The organism is Streptomyces sp. WMMC500 (assembly GCF_027497195.1).
Taxonomy (GTDB): Bacteria; Actinomycetota; Actinomycetes; order Streptomycetales; family Streptomycetaceae; genus Streptomyces.
The window spans coordinates 2415511-2433508 of sequence record NZ_CP114905.1 but is presented as its reverse complement, the minus strand read 5'-3'; the positions used below and the strand labels follow the sequence as shown (position 1 = coordinate 2433508).

17 protein-coding genes are annotated in these 17998 nt (G+C 74.0%); 15 read left to right on the top strand and 2 right to left on the bottom strand.

The window, feature by feature from the left end; genetic code table 11:
* Positions 1-8 precede the first annotated feature (8 nt).
* The 8 genes from O7599_RS09860 to mutM all read left to right on the top strand — a co-directional run bounded on the left by O7599_RS09860 (position 9) and on the right by mutM (position 6237).
* The gene (locus O7599_RS09860) at positions 9-869 is read left to right on the top strand and encodes an alpha/beta hydrolase (RefSeq protein ID WP_281621758.1); all 861 of its coding nucleotides are present in this window, start codon (positions 9-11) and stop codon (positions 867-869) included.
* Positions 870-1060: 191 nt separating this feature from the next.
* Positions 1061-1696 (top strand): 16S rRNA (guanine(966)-N(2))-methyltransferase RsmD, encoded by a 636-nt coding sequence (gene rsmD, locus O7599_RS09855; RefSeq protein WP_281621757.1) that lies wholly within the window; start codon positions 1061-1063, stop codon positions 1694-1696.
* 44 nt (positions 1697-1740) lie between these two features.
* Positions 1741-2220, top strand: a complete 480-nt coding sequence (gene coaD, locus O7599_RS09850) for a pantetheine-phosphate adenylyltransferase (protein ID WP_281623326.1) — start codon at positions 1741-1743, stop codon at positions 2218-2220.
* A 24-nt stretch (positions 2221-2244) separates the two neighbouring features.
* Positions 2245-3429, top strand: coding sequence for an ATP synthase F0 subunit B (locus O7599_RS09845; protein ID WP_281621756.1), 1185 nt, complete (start codon positions 2245-2247; stop codon positions 3427-3429).
* Positions 3430-3546: 117 nt separating this feature from the next.
* A complete protein-coding gene (locus tag O7599_RS09840) occupies positions 3547-4227 on the top strand; it encodes a YceD family protein (RefSeq protein WP_281621755.1) in 681 nt (226 codons plus the stop codon).
* A 2-nt stretch (positions 4228-4229) separates the two neighbouring features.
* A complete protein-coding gene (rpmF, locus tag O7599_RS09835) occupies positions 4230-4403 on the top strand; it encodes a 50S ribosomal protein L32 (protein WP_018844671.1) in 174 nt (57 codons plus the stop codon).
* Between the two features lie 18 nt (positions 4404-4421).
* Positions 4422-5375 carry a ribonuclease III gene (gene rnc / locus O7599_RS09830; protein ID WP_281621754.1) on the top strand — a complete coding sequence of 318 codons (954 nt, stop codon included), beginning with the start codon at positions 4422-4424 and terminating at the stop codon, positions 5373-5375.
* Between the two features lie 7 nt (positions 5376-5382).
* Positions 5383-6237 (top strand): bifunctional DNA-formamidopyrimidine glycosylase/DNA-(apurinic or apyrimidinic site) lyase, encoded by an 855-nt coding sequence (mutM, locus tag O7599_RS09825; RefSeq protein WP_281621753.1) that lies wholly within the window; start codon positions 5383-5385, stop codon positions 6235-6237.
* Positions 6238-6262: 25 nt separating this feature from the next.
* Here the strand turns inward: mutM and O7599_RS09820 are convergent, their stop codons facing one another.
* Entirely contained in the window at positions 6263-7285 is a 1023-nt protein-coding gene (locus O7599_RS09820; RefSeq protein ID WP_281621752.1) for a CAP domain-containing protein, read from the bottom strand.
* 142 nt (positions 7286-7427) lie between these two features.
* On the opposite strand from O7599_RS09820, the gene O7599_RS09815 reads away from it, so the two are divergent.
* From O7599_RS09815 to ftsY, 4 genes are all read left to right on the top strand, one after another.
* Positions 7428-7709, top strand: coding sequence for an acylphosphatase (locus O7599_RS09815; RefSeq protein ID WP_281621751.1), 282 nt, complete (start codon positions 7428-7430; stop codon positions 7707-7709).
* Positions 7710-7996: 287 nt separating this feature from the next.
* Positions 7997-8197 (top strand): hypothetical protein, encoded by a 201-nt coding sequence (locus tag O7599_RS09810; protein ID WP_018839639.1) that lies wholly within the window; start codon positions 7997-7999, stop codon positions 8195-8197.
* Between the two features lie 245 nt (positions 8198-8442).
* On the top strand, positions 8443-12015 hold the full coding sequence (gene smc, locus O7599_RS09805) for a chromosome segregation protein SMC (RefSeq protein ID WP_281621750.1): 3573 nt from the start codon (positions 8443-8445) through the stop codon (positions 12013-12015).
* An 82-nt stretch (positions 12016-12097) separates the two neighbouring features.
* Complete coding sequence (gene ftsY / locus O7599_RS09800) at positions 12098-13315, top strand: signal recognition particle-docking protein FtsY (protein ID WP_281621749.1); 1218 nt, start codon at positions 12098-12100, stop codon at positions 13313-13315.
* Between the two features lie 118 nt (positions 13316-13433).
* Here ftsY and O7599_RS09795 read toward each other — a convergent pair whose 3' ends face one another.
* A complete protein-coding gene (locus O7599_RS09795) occupies positions 13434-14123 on the bottom strand; it encodes a bifunctional DNA primase/polymerase (protein WP_281621748.1) in 690 nt (229 codons plus the stop codon).
* 416 nt (positions 14124-14539) lie between these two features.
* Between O7599_RS09795 and O7599_RS09790 the strand changes: the two genes are divergently transcribed.
* From O7599_RS09790 to O7599_RS09780, 3 genes are all read left to right on the top strand, one after another.
* Positions 14540-16006 carry a hypothetical protein gene (locus O7599_RS09790; RefSeq protein ID WP_281621747.1) on the top strand — a complete coding sequence of 489 codons (1467 nt, stop codon included), beginning with the start codon at positions 14540-14542 and terminating at the stop codon, positions 16004-16006.
* 253 nt (positions 16007-16259) lie between these two features.
* A complete protein-coding gene (locus O7599_RS09785; RefSeq protein WP_281621746.1) occupies positions 16260-17600 on the top strand; it encodes an ammonium transporter in 1341 nt (446 codons plus the stop codon).
* Positions 17597-17935, top strand: coding sequence for a P-II family nitrogen regulator (locus O7599_RS09780; protein ID WP_027771544.1), 339 nt, complete (start codon positions 17597-17599; stop codon positions 17933-17935). The genes O7599_RS09785 and O7599_RS09780 overlap by 4 nt, the downstream gene beginning before the upstream one ends.
* Positions 17936-17998: the final 63 nt, after the last annotated feature.

Sequence of the window (17998 nt, the reverse complement as noted above, 5' to 3'; positions counted from 1 at the left end):
GTGGTCCGATGACCACCGTGAACGTCAACGAAGTCGCCCTAGGCATCGAGTCCTTCGGCGCCGACGACGCACCGCTGATCCTGCTCGCGGGCGGCACGACGATGCTCTCCTGGCCGGACGCGCTCTGCGAGCGCCTCGCCGCCGGCGGACGCCGCGTGGTCCGCTACGACCTGCGCGACAGCGGCGAGTCGACGACCGGAGACCCGGAAGCGCCCGCCTACACCCTGCGCGACCTCGCCGCCGACGCGGCCGCCCTGGCGGGCGCGCTCTCCGGCGGTCCCGCCCACCTCGCGGGGATCGGCGTCGGCGGGATGGTCGCCCAGGTGGCCGCGCTCGACCACCCCGGCGCGTTCTCCGCGCTCACCCTGGCCGGCACCCGCCCGGTCGCGCCCGGCCCGCCCGACGACGACCTCCCCGACCACGACGAGGCGACGATGGGCCGGCTGTTCGGGCACCCGATGCCCGACTGGGCCGACCGCGAGGCGGTGGCGGAGTTCGCCGCCGCCGGCGCGGAGATCCTCGGCGACGACCCCGCCGCCGCGCGCGCGACCGCCGCGCGCGTCTGGGACCGCACGCCCGGCACGGCGCCCCCGGTCCAGACGGCCAACCAGATGGGCATGGTGTTCTCCCGGCTCGACTGCACCCCGCGCTGGCGCGAGCGCCTGCCCGGGATCGGGGTGCCCACGCTCGTCGTCCACGGCCGCCGCGACCCGTTCTTCCCCGTGGGCAACGGCGAGGCGATCGCGCGCGAGATCCCCGGCGCGCGTCTGCTCGTCCTGGCGGAGGCCGCCACCGCGATCCCCGACGAGGCGGCCGGCGAAGTGGCCGAGGCGATGCTCGCGCTCGGGCAGGGCGGGCAGAGCGCGTAGGGCAGGCAGGGAGGGCGCGTAGGGCAGGCAGGGAGGCGCGTGGGGCGGGCGAGGGGAGGCCGCCCGGCCGGCCGGTGGATCCCCGGCGAACGGGCACGCACGCCCCCGCCACCGGGCGGCACCGCGGCCGTCACCCCGGAGGCATATCGTGGGATGGACCGCGCCCGTGAGGACAAGGACACCCAGCAGCCATGACCCGCGTGATCGCCGGCACCGCCGGCGGGCGGCGCCTGGCCGTGCCGCCCGGCACCGGCACCCGGCCCACCTCCGACCGCGCCCGCGAGGGTCTCTTCTCCACCTGGCAGACCCTGCTCGGCACGCTCGACGGCCTGCGCGTCCTCGACCTGTACGGCGGCTCCGGCGCCGTCGGCCTGGAGGCGCTGTCCCGCGGCGCCGGGCACGCGCTGCTCGTCGAGGCGGACGCCCGCGCCGCCCGGGTCATCCGGCAGAACGTCCGCGCCCTCGGCCTGCCCGGTGCCGAGGTGCGCACCGCCCGGGCCGAGCAGGTCGCCGCCGGGCCGCCGCCCCCGTACCCGTACGACGTGGTCTTCCTCGACCCGCCGTACGAGGTGGACGACGCGGCGGTGGGCGAGATACTCGTCACACTCCGTGCCCGCGACTGGCTGTCTCCGGGCGCGCTCGCCACCGTGGAGCGCAGCACCCGAGGCGGTGAATTCCCCTGGCCCGACGGGTTCGAGCCACTGCGGGCCAGGCGCTACGGCGAAGGCACGCTCTGGTACGGTCGCGCCGCCTCACCGGTCCCAGGACCGCCCGCCCCGTCCCCCTCTCCGTCCCCGAACCCGGATCCCGTACCGAAACCCTCATGACACCCCTCACCCGCACGACCGGAAACGAGAGCGAGGAACCTCCGTTGCGCCGCGCCGTCTGTCCGGGGTCCTTCGACCCCATCACCAACGGGCATCTCGACATCATCGCCCGGGCCTCGAAGCTCTACGACGTCGTGCACGTCGCCGTGATGATCAACAAGGCGAAGAAGGGCATGTTCACCGTCGAGGAGCGGATGGACCTCATCCGCCAGTGCACGGCGGAGTACGGCAACGTGGAGGTCGAGAGCTTCCACGGCCTCCTCGTGGACTACTGCAAGGAGCGCGACATCCCCGCCATCGTCAAGGGCCTGCGCGCCGTCAGCGACTTCGACTACGAGCTGCAGATGGCCCAGATGAACAACGGCCTGTCGGGGGTCGAGACGCTCTTCGTCCCCACCAACCCGACCTACAGCTTCCTCTCCTCCAGCCTGGTCAAGGAGGTCGCCACCTGGGGCGGTGACGTATCCCACCTCGTACCCCCGGTTGTCAACCGGGCACTTGACCAACGCCTCACCAACTCCTAGCCGGGCGCCGTAGAGTCTTTCCCCATGGACGTGCAGAGAAAGCTCGACGAGATCGCGGAGGCCCTGCAGGGCGCGCGGTCCATGCCCATGTCGGCGTCGTGCGTGGTCAACCGCGCCGAGCTGCTCGGCATGCTGAACGAGGTGCGCGAGGCCCTGCCCGGGTCGCTGGCCCAGGCGCAGCAGTTGCTCGGCGGGCGTGAGCAACTCGTCGAGGAGGCACGCCGCGAGGCCGAGCAGATCCTCGACGAGGCGCAGAACCGGCGCAGCGCGCTGATCTCCGACACCGAGGTCGCCCGGCACGCCAGGGCCGAGGCCGACCGGATCCTCGGCGAGGCCCGCCAGGAGGCCGAGCAGATCAGCGCCGAGGCCGACGACTACGTCGACAGCAAGCTCGCCAACTTCGAGGTCGTCCTCACCAAGACCATCGGCTCGGTCGACCGCGGCCGGGACAAGCTGCTGGGCCGCGCGCCCGGATACGACGACCCGCACGGCTACGACGCCGGCCAGGACCCGGCCGGCGAGGCGCCGGAGCGCAGCGCCGACCCGCACGAGCAGCGCAGGCGGGCGGACACGTACGTCGAAGCGCAGTTCCAGGCGTTCCAGTCGGTGCTGACCAAGACCCTGGAGGCGGTCGGCCGCGGCCGGCAGAAGCTCCAGGGCGCGCGGCCCACGGACCAGCTCGGCGAGACCTTCGGGCAGCCCGGCACGGGGCCCGCGGGCACGACGGACGAGAACTACCTCGCGGAACTGGCCGAGCTCGCCGACGGGCCGGGCCCGGCGCACCACCCCGGCGGCGCCCCGGAGCCCGCGGTCCCGCCGCCGCCCGCGCAGCAGCCCCCGCACGCCGTCCCGCAGCCGGCCGCCGCGTACTACGACACCGCCGCCGCGCAGGGCTACGCCCAGCCCGGCTACCCGCAGCCGGAGCAGCCGGCGGACTACCCGCAGGACTACGGCCAGGGCTACCAGCAGGGCTACGAGCAGCCCGACCCCGGCTACGGCTGGCCGCAGCAGGCCGGGCAGCAGGGGCAGGCCGGGGCCGGTGCGTACCCGGACGCCGCGCAGCAGATGCCGTACGGCCAGGGCGAGGTCCACCTGCCGCAGCAGGGCGGCTACGCCCCGGCGCCCGCCGCGCTCGACGAGACCAGCCTCTTCGACACCAGCATGATCGACCTGGAGCAGCTCCGGCAGTACGACGACCGCGGCCGCTGAGCCGCCGGGAGGCACCCGCGGGGGCCCGCCGCGGACCGACGCCCGGATTGGGTCTTGGGCGGAGTGTCAAGTATTCTGGACCCTCGCCGTATCGCTCCGCGCCCGTCCCTGCCCGTCATGCGCAGGGTGCACGAAAGCAGGAAAGCCCTGAAAGCCCAACCGGACCCTCGCGCCCCTCTCGTGTTCGACACACGGGACCTGGGCCGTCGCCCCGGTACGCTCAAGCGGCTGACCCGCACCGTACCGGCGCCCAAGGACCTCGGCAACGAGGTGGTGGCCGTGCCGGAGGGCGATCCCGTCGAGCTGGAGATGCGGCTCGAGTCCGTGATGGAGGGCGTGCTCGTCACGGGCACCGCCCGGGCACGGGCGACGGGCGAGTGCGTAAGGTGTCTGGAGCCGCTCGGGCAGGAGCTTCGAGTGGACTTCCAGGAGATGTACTCCTACCCGGAGACGGACGCCAGGGGCCGCGTGGCCCGCGGCGGCGGCTCCGGCGCGGACGCCGAGGAGGCGGACGCGGAGGAGGAGACGCTGTACCTCGAGGACGACATGTTCGACCTCGAACCGGAGCTGCGCGACGCGGTGGTGCTCGCACTGCCGCTGCAGCCGGTGTGCCGGGAGGACTGCCCGGGCCTGTGCCCCGACTGCGGGGCACGGCTCGCGGACGACCCGGACCACCACCATGACGCCGTCGACCCCCGGTGGGCGGCGTTGCAGGGACTCGCCGAGACCGTCTCGGACGGCGAGAAGGACGACCCGAGCGGCGCTGACGACGGCGCCGGCGAGAAGCAGGAGAAGTAGCCGTGGCCGTTCCGAAGCGGAAGATGTCGCGCAGCAACACGCGCCACCGCCGGTCGCAGTGGAAGGCTGCGGTCCCGCACCTGGTGGCATGCGAGCGCTGCCACGAGCCGAAGCAGCAGCACATCGCATGCCCGAACTGCGGCACGTACAACCGCCGCCAGGTCCTCGAGGTCTGAGCGACGGGGAGAAGGCTCATGTCAGATGCCACTACGCCGCGGAAGGCGCCGGCCGACACAGCCTCGTCCCCCAAGATCCTGGAAGGGCGGCTCGGGTACGAACTCGAGCCCGCCCTTCTGGTACGCGCCCTCACCCACCGCTCGTTCGCGTACGAGAACGGCGGTCTGCCCACCAACGAGCGGCTGGAGTTCCTCGGGGACTCGGTGCTCGGCCTGGTGGTCACCGACACGCTGTTCCGGGGCCACCCCGACCTGCCGGAAGGCCAGTTGGCCAAGCTGCGGGCCGCGGTGGTCAACTCGCGTGCGCTCGCCGAGGTCAGCCGCGGGCTCGACCTCGGCGCGTTCATCCGGCTCGGCCGGGGCGAGGAGGGCACGGGCGGCCGGGACAAGGCGTCGATCCTCGCGGACACGCTGGAGGCCGTGATCGGCGCGGTCTACCTGGACAAGGGACTCCAGGCGGCGTCGGAGCTGGTGCACCGGCTCTTCGACCCGCTGATCGAGAAGTCCTCGAACCTCGGGGCGGGTCTCGACTGGAAGACCTCGCTGCAGGAGCTGACGGCCGCCAGAGGGCTGGGCGTGCCGGAGTACCTGGTCAGCGAGACCGGTCCGGACCACGAGAAGACCTTCACGGCTGCCGCCCGCGTCGGTGGTGTCACGTACGGCACCGGCACCGGCCGCAGCAAGAAGGAAGCGGAGCAGCAGGCGGCGGACACCGCCTGGCGCGCGATCAGCGCGACCGGGACGGAGGGCGAGGCGGCCAAGGGCGCGGCGGGGAGCAACGGCTCCGCGATCGCGGCGCCGGGGTCCGCCCCGGCCGGTACGCCCGCGTCCGCCGAGGCGCCGGCGCCCGCCGGTACGCCCGCGTCCGCACCGGCGCCTGCGTCCGCACCCGCGCCGGCGGACGCGCGGGACTCGGCGGACGGTGACGCCGCCGCCGGCCCCGCGGGGGCGGCGCGGGCCGCCGACCGGTAGCGCGGCGATGCCGGAGCTGCCGGAGGTCGAGGTGGTGCGCCGCGGCCTGGCGAAGTGGGTGGCGGGCCGGACGGTGGCGTCCGTCGAGGTGCTCCACCCCCGGTCCGTACGCCGGCATCCGGCGGGCGCCGCCGACTTCGCCGCGCGGCTGACCGGGCACCCGCTGGGGGAGCCGCGGCGGCGCGGCAAGTACCTGTGGCTGCCGCTGGCCGACGGCCCGGAGTCGGTGCTCGCGCACCTGGGCATGAGCGGGCAGTTGCTGGTCCGGCCGGAGGCGGCGCCGGACGAGAAGCACCTGCGGATCCGGGCCCGTTTCGCGGACGAGACGGGCACGGAGCTGCGCTTCGTCGACCAGCGCACCTTCGGCGGTCTCTCGCTGCACCCGAACGCACCCGGAGGACTGCCCGACGTCATCGCGCACATCGCCCGCGATCCGCTGGACCCGGCGTTCGACGACGCGGCCTTCCACGCGGCGCTGCGCGGCAGCCGGACCACGATCAAGCGGGCGCTGCTGAACCAGTCGCTGATCAGCGGCGTCGGCAACATCTACGCGGACGAGGCCCTGTGGCGCGCCCGCATCCACTACGAGCGCCCCACTGCCGGCTTCACCCGCCCCCGTACCGCGGAACTCCTCGGGCACGTCCGCGCGGTGCTGAACGCCGCGCTCGACGTCGGCGGCACCAGCTTCGACAGCCTCTACGTGAACGTCAACGGCGAGTCCGGCTACTTCGCCCGCTCCCTGGACGCGTACGGCCGCGAGGACGAACCCTGCCGCCGCTGCGGCACCCCGATCCGCCGCCGCCCGTGGATGAACCGCTCCAGCTACTTCTGCCCGCGCTGCCAGCGCCCGCCGCGCACCTGACCCGGGCGGAGGGCGCCGCGGTGGCTCAGAAGCCGAAGTTCTGGGTCCACCAGGGGCCGCCGTCGGCGAAGTGGGCGCCGACGCCGAGGGTGCGGAAGTCGCAGTTCAGTATGTTCGCGCGGTGGCCTTCGCTGTTCATCCAGGCGTCCATCACCGACTGGGCGTTGGCCTGGCCGCGGGCTATGTTCTCGCCGCCGAGGTCCGCTATGCCGTACTCCTGCGCCCGCTCCCACGGGTCGTTGCCGTCGGGGTCGGTGTGGTCGAAGAAGCCGCGTGCGGCCATGTCCTGGCTGTAGTCGCCGGCCAGCTTCGCCAGTTCCGGGTCGTTCGTCAGCGGGCGGCAGCCCGCCTGCGCGCGCTCCTGGTTGACCAGCCGCAGCACCTCCGCCTCCGCGGCGGTGGTCGCGTCGGTGGTGGCGGTCGGCTTCGCGGAGCGGGTGGGCTCGGCGGACTTCGTCTTCGTCGGGGACGGCGTCTTGGACGCCGTACGGGACGGGCTCGGGGATGTCGACGAGGGGTCCGCGGACTCCCGCTTCTCGCGCTCGGGGGCCGAGGTGGACGGAGACGCGCTCTTCGACTCCCTGCGGTCCTCGTCGTCCTTCCCGCCGGCCTTCTTCGCCTCCGGTGTCCGGCTCTCCGGCCGGTCCGAGCCGCCGCTCGCGGACGGCGACGCCTCCTGCGTCGGCAGCTCCGACGAGCCGTGCGTGCCGGGGGACGGCGGGTCGCCCGCCTCCACGTGGCCGGCGGGGCCGCCGCCACCGCGGTCGAGGTCGAAGCCGCTGCCGAGGACCCCGGAGGCCATCGCCACCGCGCCGACGGCCAGCGCCGCCGACGTACCGAGCATCCCCGCCCTGGCCGGGCTCTGCCTGCGGTGCTGCCCACGCGACCGGCCGGTGCCGTGCGTCCGGTGGCCGCCGTACGGGCCGTACCCGTCGTGCGCGTCGTATCCGTCGTACGGGCTGTATCCGTCGTACGAGTCGTACGCGCCGGGTGTGTCCCGGCGGCGCCCTGTCGGGGGCTGCGGCTCCGAGCGTCTGTGGCGGCCCATCCGGCGACCCCTCACGTCCGACGACAACGACGACTGCACACACGTCACTCGCACACACGAGTGATTGCTGCCGCCAGACTGTACGCCATGACCCCCGCACCGCACGTGCCCACCGGCCGATCGTCCGGATAGCGTGCGTCACATGAGTGCAGACGTCCGCATGACGGCATGGGTGCGCGGCACGGTCCAGGGAGTCGGCTTCCGCTGGTACACCCGCGCCCGGGCGCTGGAGATCGGCGGCCTCAGCGGCTTCGCCGCCAACCTCGCGGACGGCCGGGTCCAGGTCGTCGCCGAGGGGCCGCGACCGCGGTGTCAGGAGTTGCTGGAGTGGCTGCGCTCCGCCGACACGCCGGGCCGCGTGTCGGGTGTGACGGAGATCTGGGACGACCCCCGCGGCGGATATCACTCATTTGCCATCCGTTGAGCACGCTCCGCCATATGGGCTGGTCCAACAGGGATGACCAGCGGGTTGCCAACGGCTTCCACGCGTGCCAAGCTCTCACACCAGACGGGTCCCGCCACCCCCCGCGGCTTGCCAGGGCACGCGCCGCGCCCGGTACGGGGTGTGATCGTGTTGACCGTCAAACTATTTGGTGAGACGCTTGAAGCCCCGCGCACCCTAGCTGTTTGTGCCATGGGCAGACACGCGGGTGCGAATCCCTCACGACCCACACCGCTCGGTCGGTCACTCAGTGTGGAGGACCTCTCATCATGGCAAAGGCGCTTCTCGGTTACGTCGGCGGCACTGACCCGCGACTCCTCGCCGAGATGCGACGGCTGCAGCAGCGTGTCCAGGACCTGGAGTCGGAGCTCGTCCGCGTCCAGGCCGAGAACGACATGCTCGCCGCCGCCGCTGCTCACAACAGCGAGTCACTGCTCGACGTATCCCAGGCGGAGCCTGCGCTTACCTGACAATCATGCGACAACCGTCAGGTCTGCACTTCAACCGCTTGAGATAACTGTCAAGGGACGCTTAACCGCGTCCCTTCGTCGTTTCTCCACCGCTCTTACGGATCCCCCGGCAGGGAACCCGCCCCGGAGCCGGCACCCCGGGGGGTGATGCTCCGTAATTGATGTGCCCCGGCGGTTACCCAGTGAAACCGGGTCGCGCGATAGAGTCTCCGGCACATGTTTCGTCGCCGGAGGAGAGCTCGCCAGTGCACTTGAAGGGCCTCACGCTCCGGGGGTTCAAATCCTTCGCCTCCGCCACCACCCTCCGCTTCGGGCCGGGGATCACCTGCGTCGTCGGCCCGAACGGTTCGGGAAAGTCCAACGTGGTGGACGCGCTGTCCTGGGTGATGGGAGAGCAGGGGGCGAAGTCCCTGCGGGGCGGCAAGATGGAGGACGTCATCTTCGCCGGGACCACCGGCCGGCCGCCGCTCGGCCGCGCCGAGGTCTCGCTGACGATCGACAACTCCGACGGCGCGCTGCCCATCGACTACTCCGAAGTGACCATCACCCGGACGATGTTCCGCAGCGGCGGCAGCGAATACCAGCTCAACGGGGACACCTGCCGCCTCCTCGACATCCAGGAACTGCTGTCCGACTCCGGCATCGGCCGCGAGATGCACGTCATCGTCGGCCAGGGCCAGCTCGATTCCGTCCTGCACGCCGACCCCTCCGGCCGCCGCGCCTTCATCGAAGAGGCCGCCGGCGTCCTCAAGCACCGCAAGCGCAAGGAGAAGGCGCTGCGGAAACTGGACGCGATGCAGGCCAACCTGGCCCGCGTCCAGGATCTCAGCGACGAGCTGCGCCGCCAGCTCAAGCCCCTGGGCCGGCAGGCCGCCGTCGCCCGCCGGGCCGCCGTCATCCAGGCCGACCTGCGCGACGCCCGGCTGCGGCTGCTCGCCGACGACCTCGTCAGCCAGCGCGCGGCCCTCTCCGCCGAGATCGCCGACGAAGCCGCGCTGAAGGAACGCAAGGAAGCCACCGAGGCCGAGCTGACCGCCGCCCGCACCCGTGAATCCGCCCTGGAGGAGCAGGTACGCGCCCTCACCCCGCGGCTCACCGAGGCGCAGGGCGCCTGGCACGAACTCGGCCAGCTCGCCGAGCGGGTCCGCGGCACCGTCAGCCTCGCCGACGCCCGCGCCAAGCACGCCACCGCCGGACCCGAGGAGGAGCGCCGCGGGCGCGACCCGGAAGACCTGGAGCGCGAGGCCGAGCGCATCCGCCGGCAGGAGGCCGAGCTGGAAGCCGCCCTGGAGGCCGCGGAACGGGCACTGGAGGACACCGTCGCCCACCGTGCCGAACTGGAGCGCGAACTCGCCGCCGAGGAGCGCCGGCTGAAGGACGCCGCCCGCGCCCTCGCCGACCGCCGCGAACGGCTCGCCCGGCTCAGCGGCAAGGTCACCGCCGCCCGCGGCCGCGCCGCCTCCGCGCAGGCCGAGATCGACCGGCTCGCCACCGCGCGCGACGAGGCCGAGGAGCGCGCCGCCGCCGCGCAGGAGGCGTACGACACGCTGAAGGCCGAGGTCGACGGGCTGGCCGGCGACGACGGGGCACTGGCCGCCGAGCAGGAGGCGGCGAAGAGCGCCCTCAAGGCCGCCGAGGCCGAGCTGACCGCCGCCCGCGACGACGCCGCCGAGGCCGAGCGGGCGCGCGCCGCCACCACCGCCCGCCGCGACGCGCTCGCCCTGGGCCTGCGCCGCAAGGACGGCACCGGCACCCTGCTCCAGGCCCGCGACAAGCTCACCGGCGTGCTCGGCCCGGCCGCCGAACTCCTCACCGTCGCCCCCGGGTACGAGGTCGCCGTCGCCGCCGCGCTCGGCGCCGCCGCCGATGCCCTCGCCGTCACCGGCCCCGCCGCCGCGGCCGACGCGCTGCGGCTGCTGCGCAAGCACGACGCGGGCCGCGCCGCTCTGCTCCTGGGCGACGCCCCGTACGAGCCGCAGCCCGACGGTCCGCTCCCGCCCGGCGCCCGCCACCTGGCCGCCCTGGTCACCGGCCCCGACCAACTGCTGCCCGCCGTGCGCCGGCTGCTGACCCGTACCGTCTGCGTCGGCACGCTGGAGGACGCCGAAGACCTGGTCTCCGCGCGGCCCGAGCTGACCGCCGTCACCGCGGAAGGCGACGTCTTCGGCGGCCACTTCGCCCACGGCGGCTCCGCCGGTGCCCCCAGCCTGCTGGAGGTGCAGGCGTCCGTCGACGAGGCGGCGGCCGAGCTGACCGAGCTGGACGCCCGCTGCGCGCGGCTGGGCGAACGGCAGGAGGCGGCCGTCGCCCGCCGCGCCGAGTGCGCCGCGCTCGTCGAGGAGCTGGGCGGCCGGCGCAGCGCCGCGGACCGCGAGAGGTCCCGCGTCGCCGGCGAGCTGGGCCGGCTCGCCGGGCAGGCCCGCGCCGCCGCCGGCGAGGCCGAGCGCAGCGCCGCCGCGGCGGCCCGCGCCGAGGAGGCCCTGGCCCGGGCGGGCGCGGAGGCGGAGGAGCTGGCGGCGCAGTTGGAGACGGCTGAGGAGGAGGCCGACACCGCGGACGACGACGGATCCGGCTCGGACACCTCCGTACGCGACCGGCTCGCCGCCGACGGCGCCAACGCCCGGCAGACCGAGATGGAGGCCAGGCTCCAGGTCCGTACCCACGAGGAGCGCGTGAAGGGCCTCGCCGGCCGCGCGGACGGACTCGACCGCGCCGCCCGCGCCGAGCGCGAGGCCCGCGCCCGCGCCGAGCGCCGCCGCGCCCGGCTGCGGCACGAGGCGGCCGTCGCCACCGCCGTCGCCGCCGGCGCCCGGCAGCTCCTCGCACACGTCGAGGTCTCCCTTGCCCGCGCCGAGGAGGAGCGCGCCGCCGCCGAGCGGGCCCGCGCCGAGCGCGAGCAGGAGCTGGCCCGGCAGCGCCGGCTCTCCCGCGAGCTGGCCGACGAGCTGGACAAGCTGACGGACTCCGTCCACCGCGGCGAGGTGCTGGGCGCAGAGAAGCGGCTGCGCATCGAGCAGCTCGAGGGCCGGGCGCTGGAGGAGCTGGGCGTCGAGCCGGCCGACCTGGTGGCGGAGTACGGTCCCGACCAGCTCGTGCCGCCGTCGCTGCCCGCGGAGGGCGAGGAACTGCCCGAGGACCCCGACCACCCGCGCAACCGGCCGCGGCCGTACGTCCGCGCGGAACAGGAGAAGCGGCTCAAGGCGGCCGAGCGCGCATACACCAAGCTCGGCAAGGTCAACCCGCTGGCGCTGGAGGAGTTCGCGGCGCTGGAGGAGCGGCACAAGTTCCTCACCGAGCAGCTCGACGACCTCAAGCGCACCCGCGCGGACCTGCTCCAGGTGGTCAAGGAGGTCGACGAGCGCGTCGAGCAGGTCTTCACCGACGCCTTCCACGACACCGCCCGCGAGTTCGAGGGCGTCTTCTCCCGCCTCTTCCCCGGCGGCGAGGGCCGGCTGATCCTCACCGACCCGGACGACATGCTGAACACCGGCGTGGAGGTGGAGGCGCGCCCGCCCGGCAAGAAGGTCAAGCGGCTGTCGCTGCTGTCCGGCGGCGAGCGGTCGCTGACGGCGGTGGCGATGCTGGTGGCGATCTTCATGGCCCGGCCGAGCCCGTTCTACGTGATGGACGAGGTCGAGGCCGCGCTCGACGACACCAACCTGCAGCGCCTGGTGCGGCTGATGCAGGAGCTGCAGCGCACCTCGCAGCTCATCGTGATCACGCACCAGAAGCGCACGATGGAGGTCGCCGACGTCCTCTACGGCGTCTCCATGCAGGGCGACGGCGTCTCGAAGGTGATCAGCCAGCGGCTGAACTGAGCGACCGCTGCCCCCGCCGTACGGGCCGGAAGCGGGAGGGGTACCGCGAGGACCGCGCGGGCGGGCGATACTAGGTGGCGTTATGGACATCATCCTCATCGTCATCGCCATCGCCGTCGTCGCAGTCCTCGCCGCGGGCGGCCTGGTCGTCGGCTCCCGCCGCCGGAAGCAGGTACCCCCGGCGCCGCCGTCACCCGAGATCAGGACCCCCGCGGAGCCGCAGGTCGGCGAGGAGGCGGGGGAGCCGGGCGACGAGCAGCGCAGGACCATCGAGGAGGTGGACCTGCCGGGCGAGCCCGCGGCCGGCGCCGCCACCGGCACCGCCGTCGCCGAGCCGCCGGCTCTGGAGCTGGAGGTCCCCGCGCCGTCCGCGGGCCGGCTCGTACGGCTGCGCGCCCGGCTGGCCCGCTCGCAGAACTCGCTCGGCAAGGGCCTCCTCGGCCTCCTCTCCCGCGAACACCTCGACGAGGACACCTGGGAGGAGATCGAGGACACCCTGCTGACCGCCGACGTCGGCGTGCAGCCGACGCAGGAGCTGGTGGAGCGGCTGCGCGAGCGCGTCAAGGTCCTCGGTACGCGCACGCCCGAGGAGCTGCGCGCGCTGCTGCGCGAGGAGCTGCTCGCGCTCGTCGGCACGGAGGCGGACCGGACGCTGGACACCGCCGAGTCCGTCGGCCCCGAGGGCGGGGAGGTGCCGGGCATCGTGCTGGTCGTCGGCGTGAACGGCACCGGCAAGACCACGACCACCGGCAAGCTCGCCCGGGTGCTGGTCGCGGACGGCAAGTCCGTGGTGCTGGGCGCGGCGGACACCTTCCGGGCCGCCGCCGCGGACCAGCTTCAGACCTGGGGAGAGCGGGTCGGCGCCCGTACCGTGCGCGGGCCCGAGGCCGGAGACCCCGCGTCCGTCGCGTACGACGCGGTGAAGGAGGCCATCGACGAGGGCGCCGACGTGGCGCTCATCGACACGGCCGGGCGGCTGCACACCAAGACCGGGCTCATGGACGAGCTGGGCAAGGTCAAGCGGGTGGTGGAGAAGCATGGGCCGGTCGGCGAGGTGCTGCTCGTGCTGGACGCCACGACCGGGCAGAACGGGCTGGTGCAGGCGCGGGTCTTCGCGGAGGTCGTGGACATCACCGGGCTGGTGCTGACGAAGCTGGACGGGACGGCCAAGGGCGGCATCGTGATCGCGGTGCAGCGGGAGCTGGGCGTGCCGGTCAAGCTCGTGGGCCTGGGCGAGGGCGCGGACGACCTGGCGCCGTTCGAGCCCGAGGCGTTCGTGGACGCGCTGATCGGCGACTGAGCCGACGGGTCCGACCGGGCTGACCGGTCCGACCCGCGACGGAGCCCCCGGCCGGGCCGAGGTCCGTAAGGGCCTGGTGCGGTACGGCGCCGGGCCCGCGCGGTGCGCGGGCGGCGGGTCAGCCCGAGCGCAGCCAGGCGCTCTGCGCGTACGCCAGCGTGCCCAGCAGCAGCCGGGCCGGCGGCGGGCCGCCCGCCGTGTCCAGCGTCGGCGGGCGCAGCCAGCGCACCGGGCCGAGGCCGCGCAGATCGCAGGGCGGGGCGAGCAGATGGGCGCCGCGGCCGAGGCAGCGCAGGTCGAGCCGGGCGCCGTCCCATCCCATGCGGTACAGCAGCCGGGGCAGCTCCGCGGCGGCGCCGGGCGCGACGAAGAAGTGCGCCCGCCCGTCCGGGGCGGCGCAGACGGGGCCGAGCGGCAGCCCCAGGCGCTCCAGCCGGGGCAGCGCCCGGCGCCCGGCGACGGCGCTGACCTCCAGCGCGTCGAACGACCGGCCCACCGGCAGCAGCACCGCGGCCCCCGGCGTCCCCGCCCAGGCGTCCGTCACCTCGTCCAGCGGCGTACCGGCGGGGACCGGGCGGGCGTCCGGCAGCGGATGCTCGCCGGGGGCGGGGCAGGCGGCTCCCCGCGCGCACGCGCAGACGCGCCCGCCGCCGGGGGCGCGCACGAGGGGCGCGCCGGGCAGCACGTCCCAGCCCCACAGCCCGGTGTACTCCGCCACCGCCGTCAGCGCGTTGCCGGCGGACGTACGGGCGCGCCGGACGGATCCGATGTCGCGTCGGCCGCGGATGCCGCCGATCGTGAAACCCATGCCCCCTCCAACTGCTCGCCGCCGCGGTTGGTTACTCCGCTCGCCTCACTCACAGCAGTCTGCTGGTAACACTGTGTTGTCTGGGAGGTGTGTCCGGGGTGTGCTGGCGCGCCAGGGGGTAGCGTGGCTCGCGGCGCGCGCCCTGCCGAGCGCCCTCACCCCCGCTGCGGTGTCGTCCCTCGTCAAGTCAACCGCGTGTCCGTCGCACGGTGTTCACTCGTAGGGGTGGCGAATGGTGGCGATTCCGGGATCCCGGTCGCGAAACGGTGATCGTAGGATTACTTTCGGTGTCGACGGCGGCGGCATGCGACACGTGGATATGCCAACTGCAGGAATTCCCACCGGGCTTCGGGGGCCTCGGTTCCGGGGATAATCCGGGGCATCACGACGGCCGAGGCGGGATGGGGGCGTAGGAGTTGGACGGCACGGGCGGCAGCCGGACCGGCGCCACCGGCGCGGGCAAGGGTCCCAACCGGGAGCTGACTTCCTGGTTCCTGCGCAGCGGCTGGTCGAAGGGCGAGCTGGCCCGGCAGGTCAACCGCCGCGCCCGCCGGCTCGGCGCGCACCACATCAGCACCGACACCTCCCGCGTCCGCCGCTGGCTCGACGGCGAGCAGCCGCGCGAGCCGATCCCGCAGATCCTCTCCGACCTGCTCTCCGAGCGCTTCGGCTGCGTCGTCGGCGTCGACCAGCTCGGGCTGCACGCCGCCCGCCCCCGCCCCGCCGTCTCCGGCATCGACCTGCCGTGGAACGCCGCCGAAACCGTCGAGCACATCAGCGAGTTCTCGCGCAGCGACCTCATGCTCGCCCGCCGCGGCTTCCTCGGCGCCTCGCTGAACGTCGCCGCCGGACCCGTCCTCGTCGAGCCCATGCAGCGCTGGCTGGCGCAGCCCCCCGCGCCCGCGCCGCCCGTCGGCGCCCCGCCCTTCGCCCTCTCCGGCCCCGAGCTGGAGCTGCTGGAGACCGCCACGGCCAAGTTCCGCCAGTGGGACGCCCAGTGCGGCGGCGGGCTGCGCCGCAAGGCCGTCGTCGGGCAGTTGCACGAGATCACCGACCTGCTGCAGGAGCCGCATCCGCCCGCGGTCGCCGCGCGGCTGTTCCGTATCACCGCCGAACTCTCCCAGCTCGGCGGCTGGATGAGCTACGACGTGGGCCTCCAGCCCACCGCCCAGAAGTACTTCGTCCTCGCGCTGCACGCCGCGAAGGAGGCCGGCGACCGCCCGCTCGGCGCGTACGTCCTGTCCAGCATGGCCCGCCAGATGATCCACCTCGGCCGCGCCGACGACGCCCTGGAGCTGATCCACCTCGCGCAGTACGGCAGCCGCGACAGCGCCACGGCCCGTACGCAGTCGATGCTGTATGCGATGGAGGCGCGCGCGTACGCCAACCTCGGCCGCCCGGACCGCTGCCACCGCGCCGTGCGCATGGCCGAGGACTGCTTCACCGAGATCGAACCCGGCCGCCCCGAGCCCGACTGGATCCGCTTCTTCTCCGAGGCCGAACTCCACAGCGAGAACGCGCACTCCTACCGCGACCTCGCCTACGTCGCGGGCCGCAGCCCCACCTACGCCGCCCTCGCCCGGCCCGTGATGGCCCGCGCCGTCGAGCTGTTCGCCGCCGACGCCGAGCGCCGCCGCTCGTACGCGCTGAACCTCGTCGGCCTGGCCGCCGTCCACCTGCTGGAGGAGGAGCCCGAGCGGTGCGCCCAGTGCGCCGGCGAGGCGCTGACCGTCGCCCGCCAGGTGCGCTCCGAGCGGGTCAGCACCCGGCTGCGGAAGACCGTCGACACCGCCGTGCGCGAGTACGGCGCCGTGGGCGAGGTAGCCGACCTGGCCGACCGCCTCGCCCGCGAGCTGCCCGAGACCGTGGAAGCCGCCGGCTGACTCCGCCCGCGGCCTCCCCGGCACCCGGCCACCACGGCCCGCCCCCCGGACGGGCCGCCCCGTGGTGCGGCCGAGAGTAATCGCACCCTCGCGCGCCCGCGGGAAGTTCACCGCGCCGTAACACCTCCGTGGCCTTCGTCACGCGCCCGAAACACCGGGGGGCGGTGGCCGAAACCCCGCTGCGTCAGCCTCGTGCGCATTCCGGCCCGAACCACTTCAGCCCGCACGGGCCGCACGAGGAGGAGACGCGACGTTGAATGGCGCCGATACCGCATTCGTACTGATCAGCGCGGCGCTGGTCATGTTGATGACGCCCGGTCTTGCCTTCTTCTACGGGGGCATGGTGCGGGTCAAAAGCACCCTGAACATGCTGATGATGAGCTTCATCTCGCTCGGGATCGTCAGCATTCTGTGGGTGCTCTACGGCTACAGCCTCACCTTCGGCGACGACATCGGCGGAGGCGTCCTCGGCGACCTCGACCACGTCGGGATGGCCGGGATCACCCCCGAGACCCTGACGGGAGGCGACGAGGGCATCCCGGTGCTGGCGTTCGCCGCCTTCCAGTTGATGTTCGCCATCATCACCCCCGCCCTCATCAGCGGCGCCCTCGCGGACCGGGTGAAGTTCGCCGCCTGGGCGCTGTTCGTCGCCCTGTGGGTCACGATCGTCTACTTCCCCGTCGCGCACTGGGTCTGGGGTCCCGAGGGCTTCATCGGCCTCAACGGCGACATCAAGGCCATCGACTTCGCGGGCGGCACCGCCGTGCACATCAACGCCGGCGTCGCCGCGCTGGCCGCCGTGCTCGTCGTGGGGAAGCGCATCGGCTTCAAGAAGGACCCGATGCGGCCGCACAACCTGCCCTTCGTGCTGCTGGGCGCGGCGCTGCTGTGGTTCGGCTGGTTCGGCTTCAACGCCGGCTCCGAGCTGGCCGCGGACGGCGTCGCCGCGACGATGCTCCTCAACACCCAGGTCGCCACGGGCGCCGCGGTCGTCGGCTGGCTGATCTACGAGAAGGTGCGGCACGGCTCCGTCACCATGCTCGGCGCCGCGTCCGGCGCCATCGCAGGACTGGTGGCGATCACCCCCTCCGGCGCGTCCGTCAACGCCGTGGGCGCCCTGGCCATCGGGGTCATCGCCGGTGTCGTCTGCGCCTGGGCCGTGGGCCTGAAGTACAAGCTGGGCTACGACGACTCGCTCGACGTCGTCGGCGTCCACCTGGTCGGCGGGATCGTCGGCACGCTCGCCATCGGCTTCTTCGCCATCGACGACGTCGGCCTCTTCTACGGCGGCGGGCTGGAGCAGCTCGGCCGGCAGGCCGCGGGTGCGGGCGTGGTGCTCGTGTACACGTTCGTCGTCACCTGGCTGCTTGCCAAGGGCATCGACCTGCTGGTGGGCTTCCGGGTCGGCGAGGACGAGGAACTCGCCGGCGTGGACCGGTCGCAGCACGCGGAGAGCGCGTACGACTTCAGCGGCGTGGGCTCGGCGGCGGTGGCCGCGGCGCCCGGGGCGGGCTCCGCGTCGGTGGGCGCTCAGGCGCCGGGCACGGACAGGGCGACGGCGGCCGCGGCCGCGGACAAGAGGGTGGACGCGTGAAGCTCATCACGGCAGTGATCAAGCCGCACCGGCTGGACGAGGTGAAGGAGGCCCTGCAGGCCTTCGGCGTCCAGGGGCTGACGGTCACGGAGGCCAGCGGCTACGGCAGGCAGCGCGGCCACACCGAGGTGTACCGGGGCGCGGAGTACACCGTGGACCTCGTACCGAAGGTGCGCATCGAGGTGCTGGTGGAGGACGACGACGCCGAGCAGTTGGTGGAGGTCGTCGTGAAGGCGGCGCGCACCGGCAAGATCGGCGACGGCAAGGTGTGGAGCGTACCGGTCGACACGGCGGTACGGGTCCGGACGGGCGAGCGCGGCCCCGACGCGCTCTGACCTCGCGGTCGGCGACCACCGCCCGCGGCCGGCCCCGCGACGACGCGGGCCGGCCGGGGGCGG

Coding starts and splice junctions, on each gene's coding strand:
- ftsY (WP_281621749.1), top strand. CDS start 12,098: ATGGACATCATCCTCATCGTCATCGCCATCGCCGTCGTCGCAGTCCTC.
- rsmD (WP_281621757.1), top strand. CDS start 1,061: ATGACCCGCGTGATCGCCGGCACCGCCGGCGGGCGGCGCCTGGCCGTG.
- O7599_RS09860 (WP_281621758.1), top strand. CDS start 9: ATGACCACCGTGAACGTCAACGAAGTCGCCCTAGGCATCGAGTCCTTC.
- mutM (WP_281621753.1), top strand. CDS start 5,383: ATGCCGGAGCTGCCGGAGGTCGAGGTGGTGCGCCGCGGCCTGGCGAAG.
- O7599_RS09820 (WP_281621752.1), bottom strand. CDS start 7,285: ATGGGCCGCCACAGACGCTCGGAGCCGCAGCCCCCGACAGGGCGCCGC.
- O7599_RS09795 (WP_281621748.1), bottom strand. CDS start 14,123: ATGGGTTTCACGATCGGCGGCATCCGCGGCCGACGCGACATCGGATCC.
- rnc (WP_281621754.1), top strand. CDS start 4,422: ATGTCAGATGCCACTACGCCGCGGAAGGCGCCGGCCGACACAGCCTCG.
- O7599_RS09840 (WP_281621755.1), top strand. CDS start 3,547: ATGCGCAGGGTGCACGAAAGCAGGAAAGCCCTGAAAGCCCAACCGGAC.
- O7599_RS09815 (WP_281621751.1), top strand. CDS start 7,428: ATGAGTGCAGACGTCCGCATGACGGCATGGGTGCGCGGCACGGTCCAG.
- O7599_RS09845 (WP_281621756.1), top strand. CDS start 2,245: ATGGACGTGCAGAGAAAGCTCGACGAGATCGCGGAGGCCCTGCAGGGC.
- O7599_RS09810 (WP_018839639.1), top strand. CDS start 7,997: ATGGCAAAGGCGCTTCTCGGTTACGTCGGCGGCACTGACCCGCGACTC.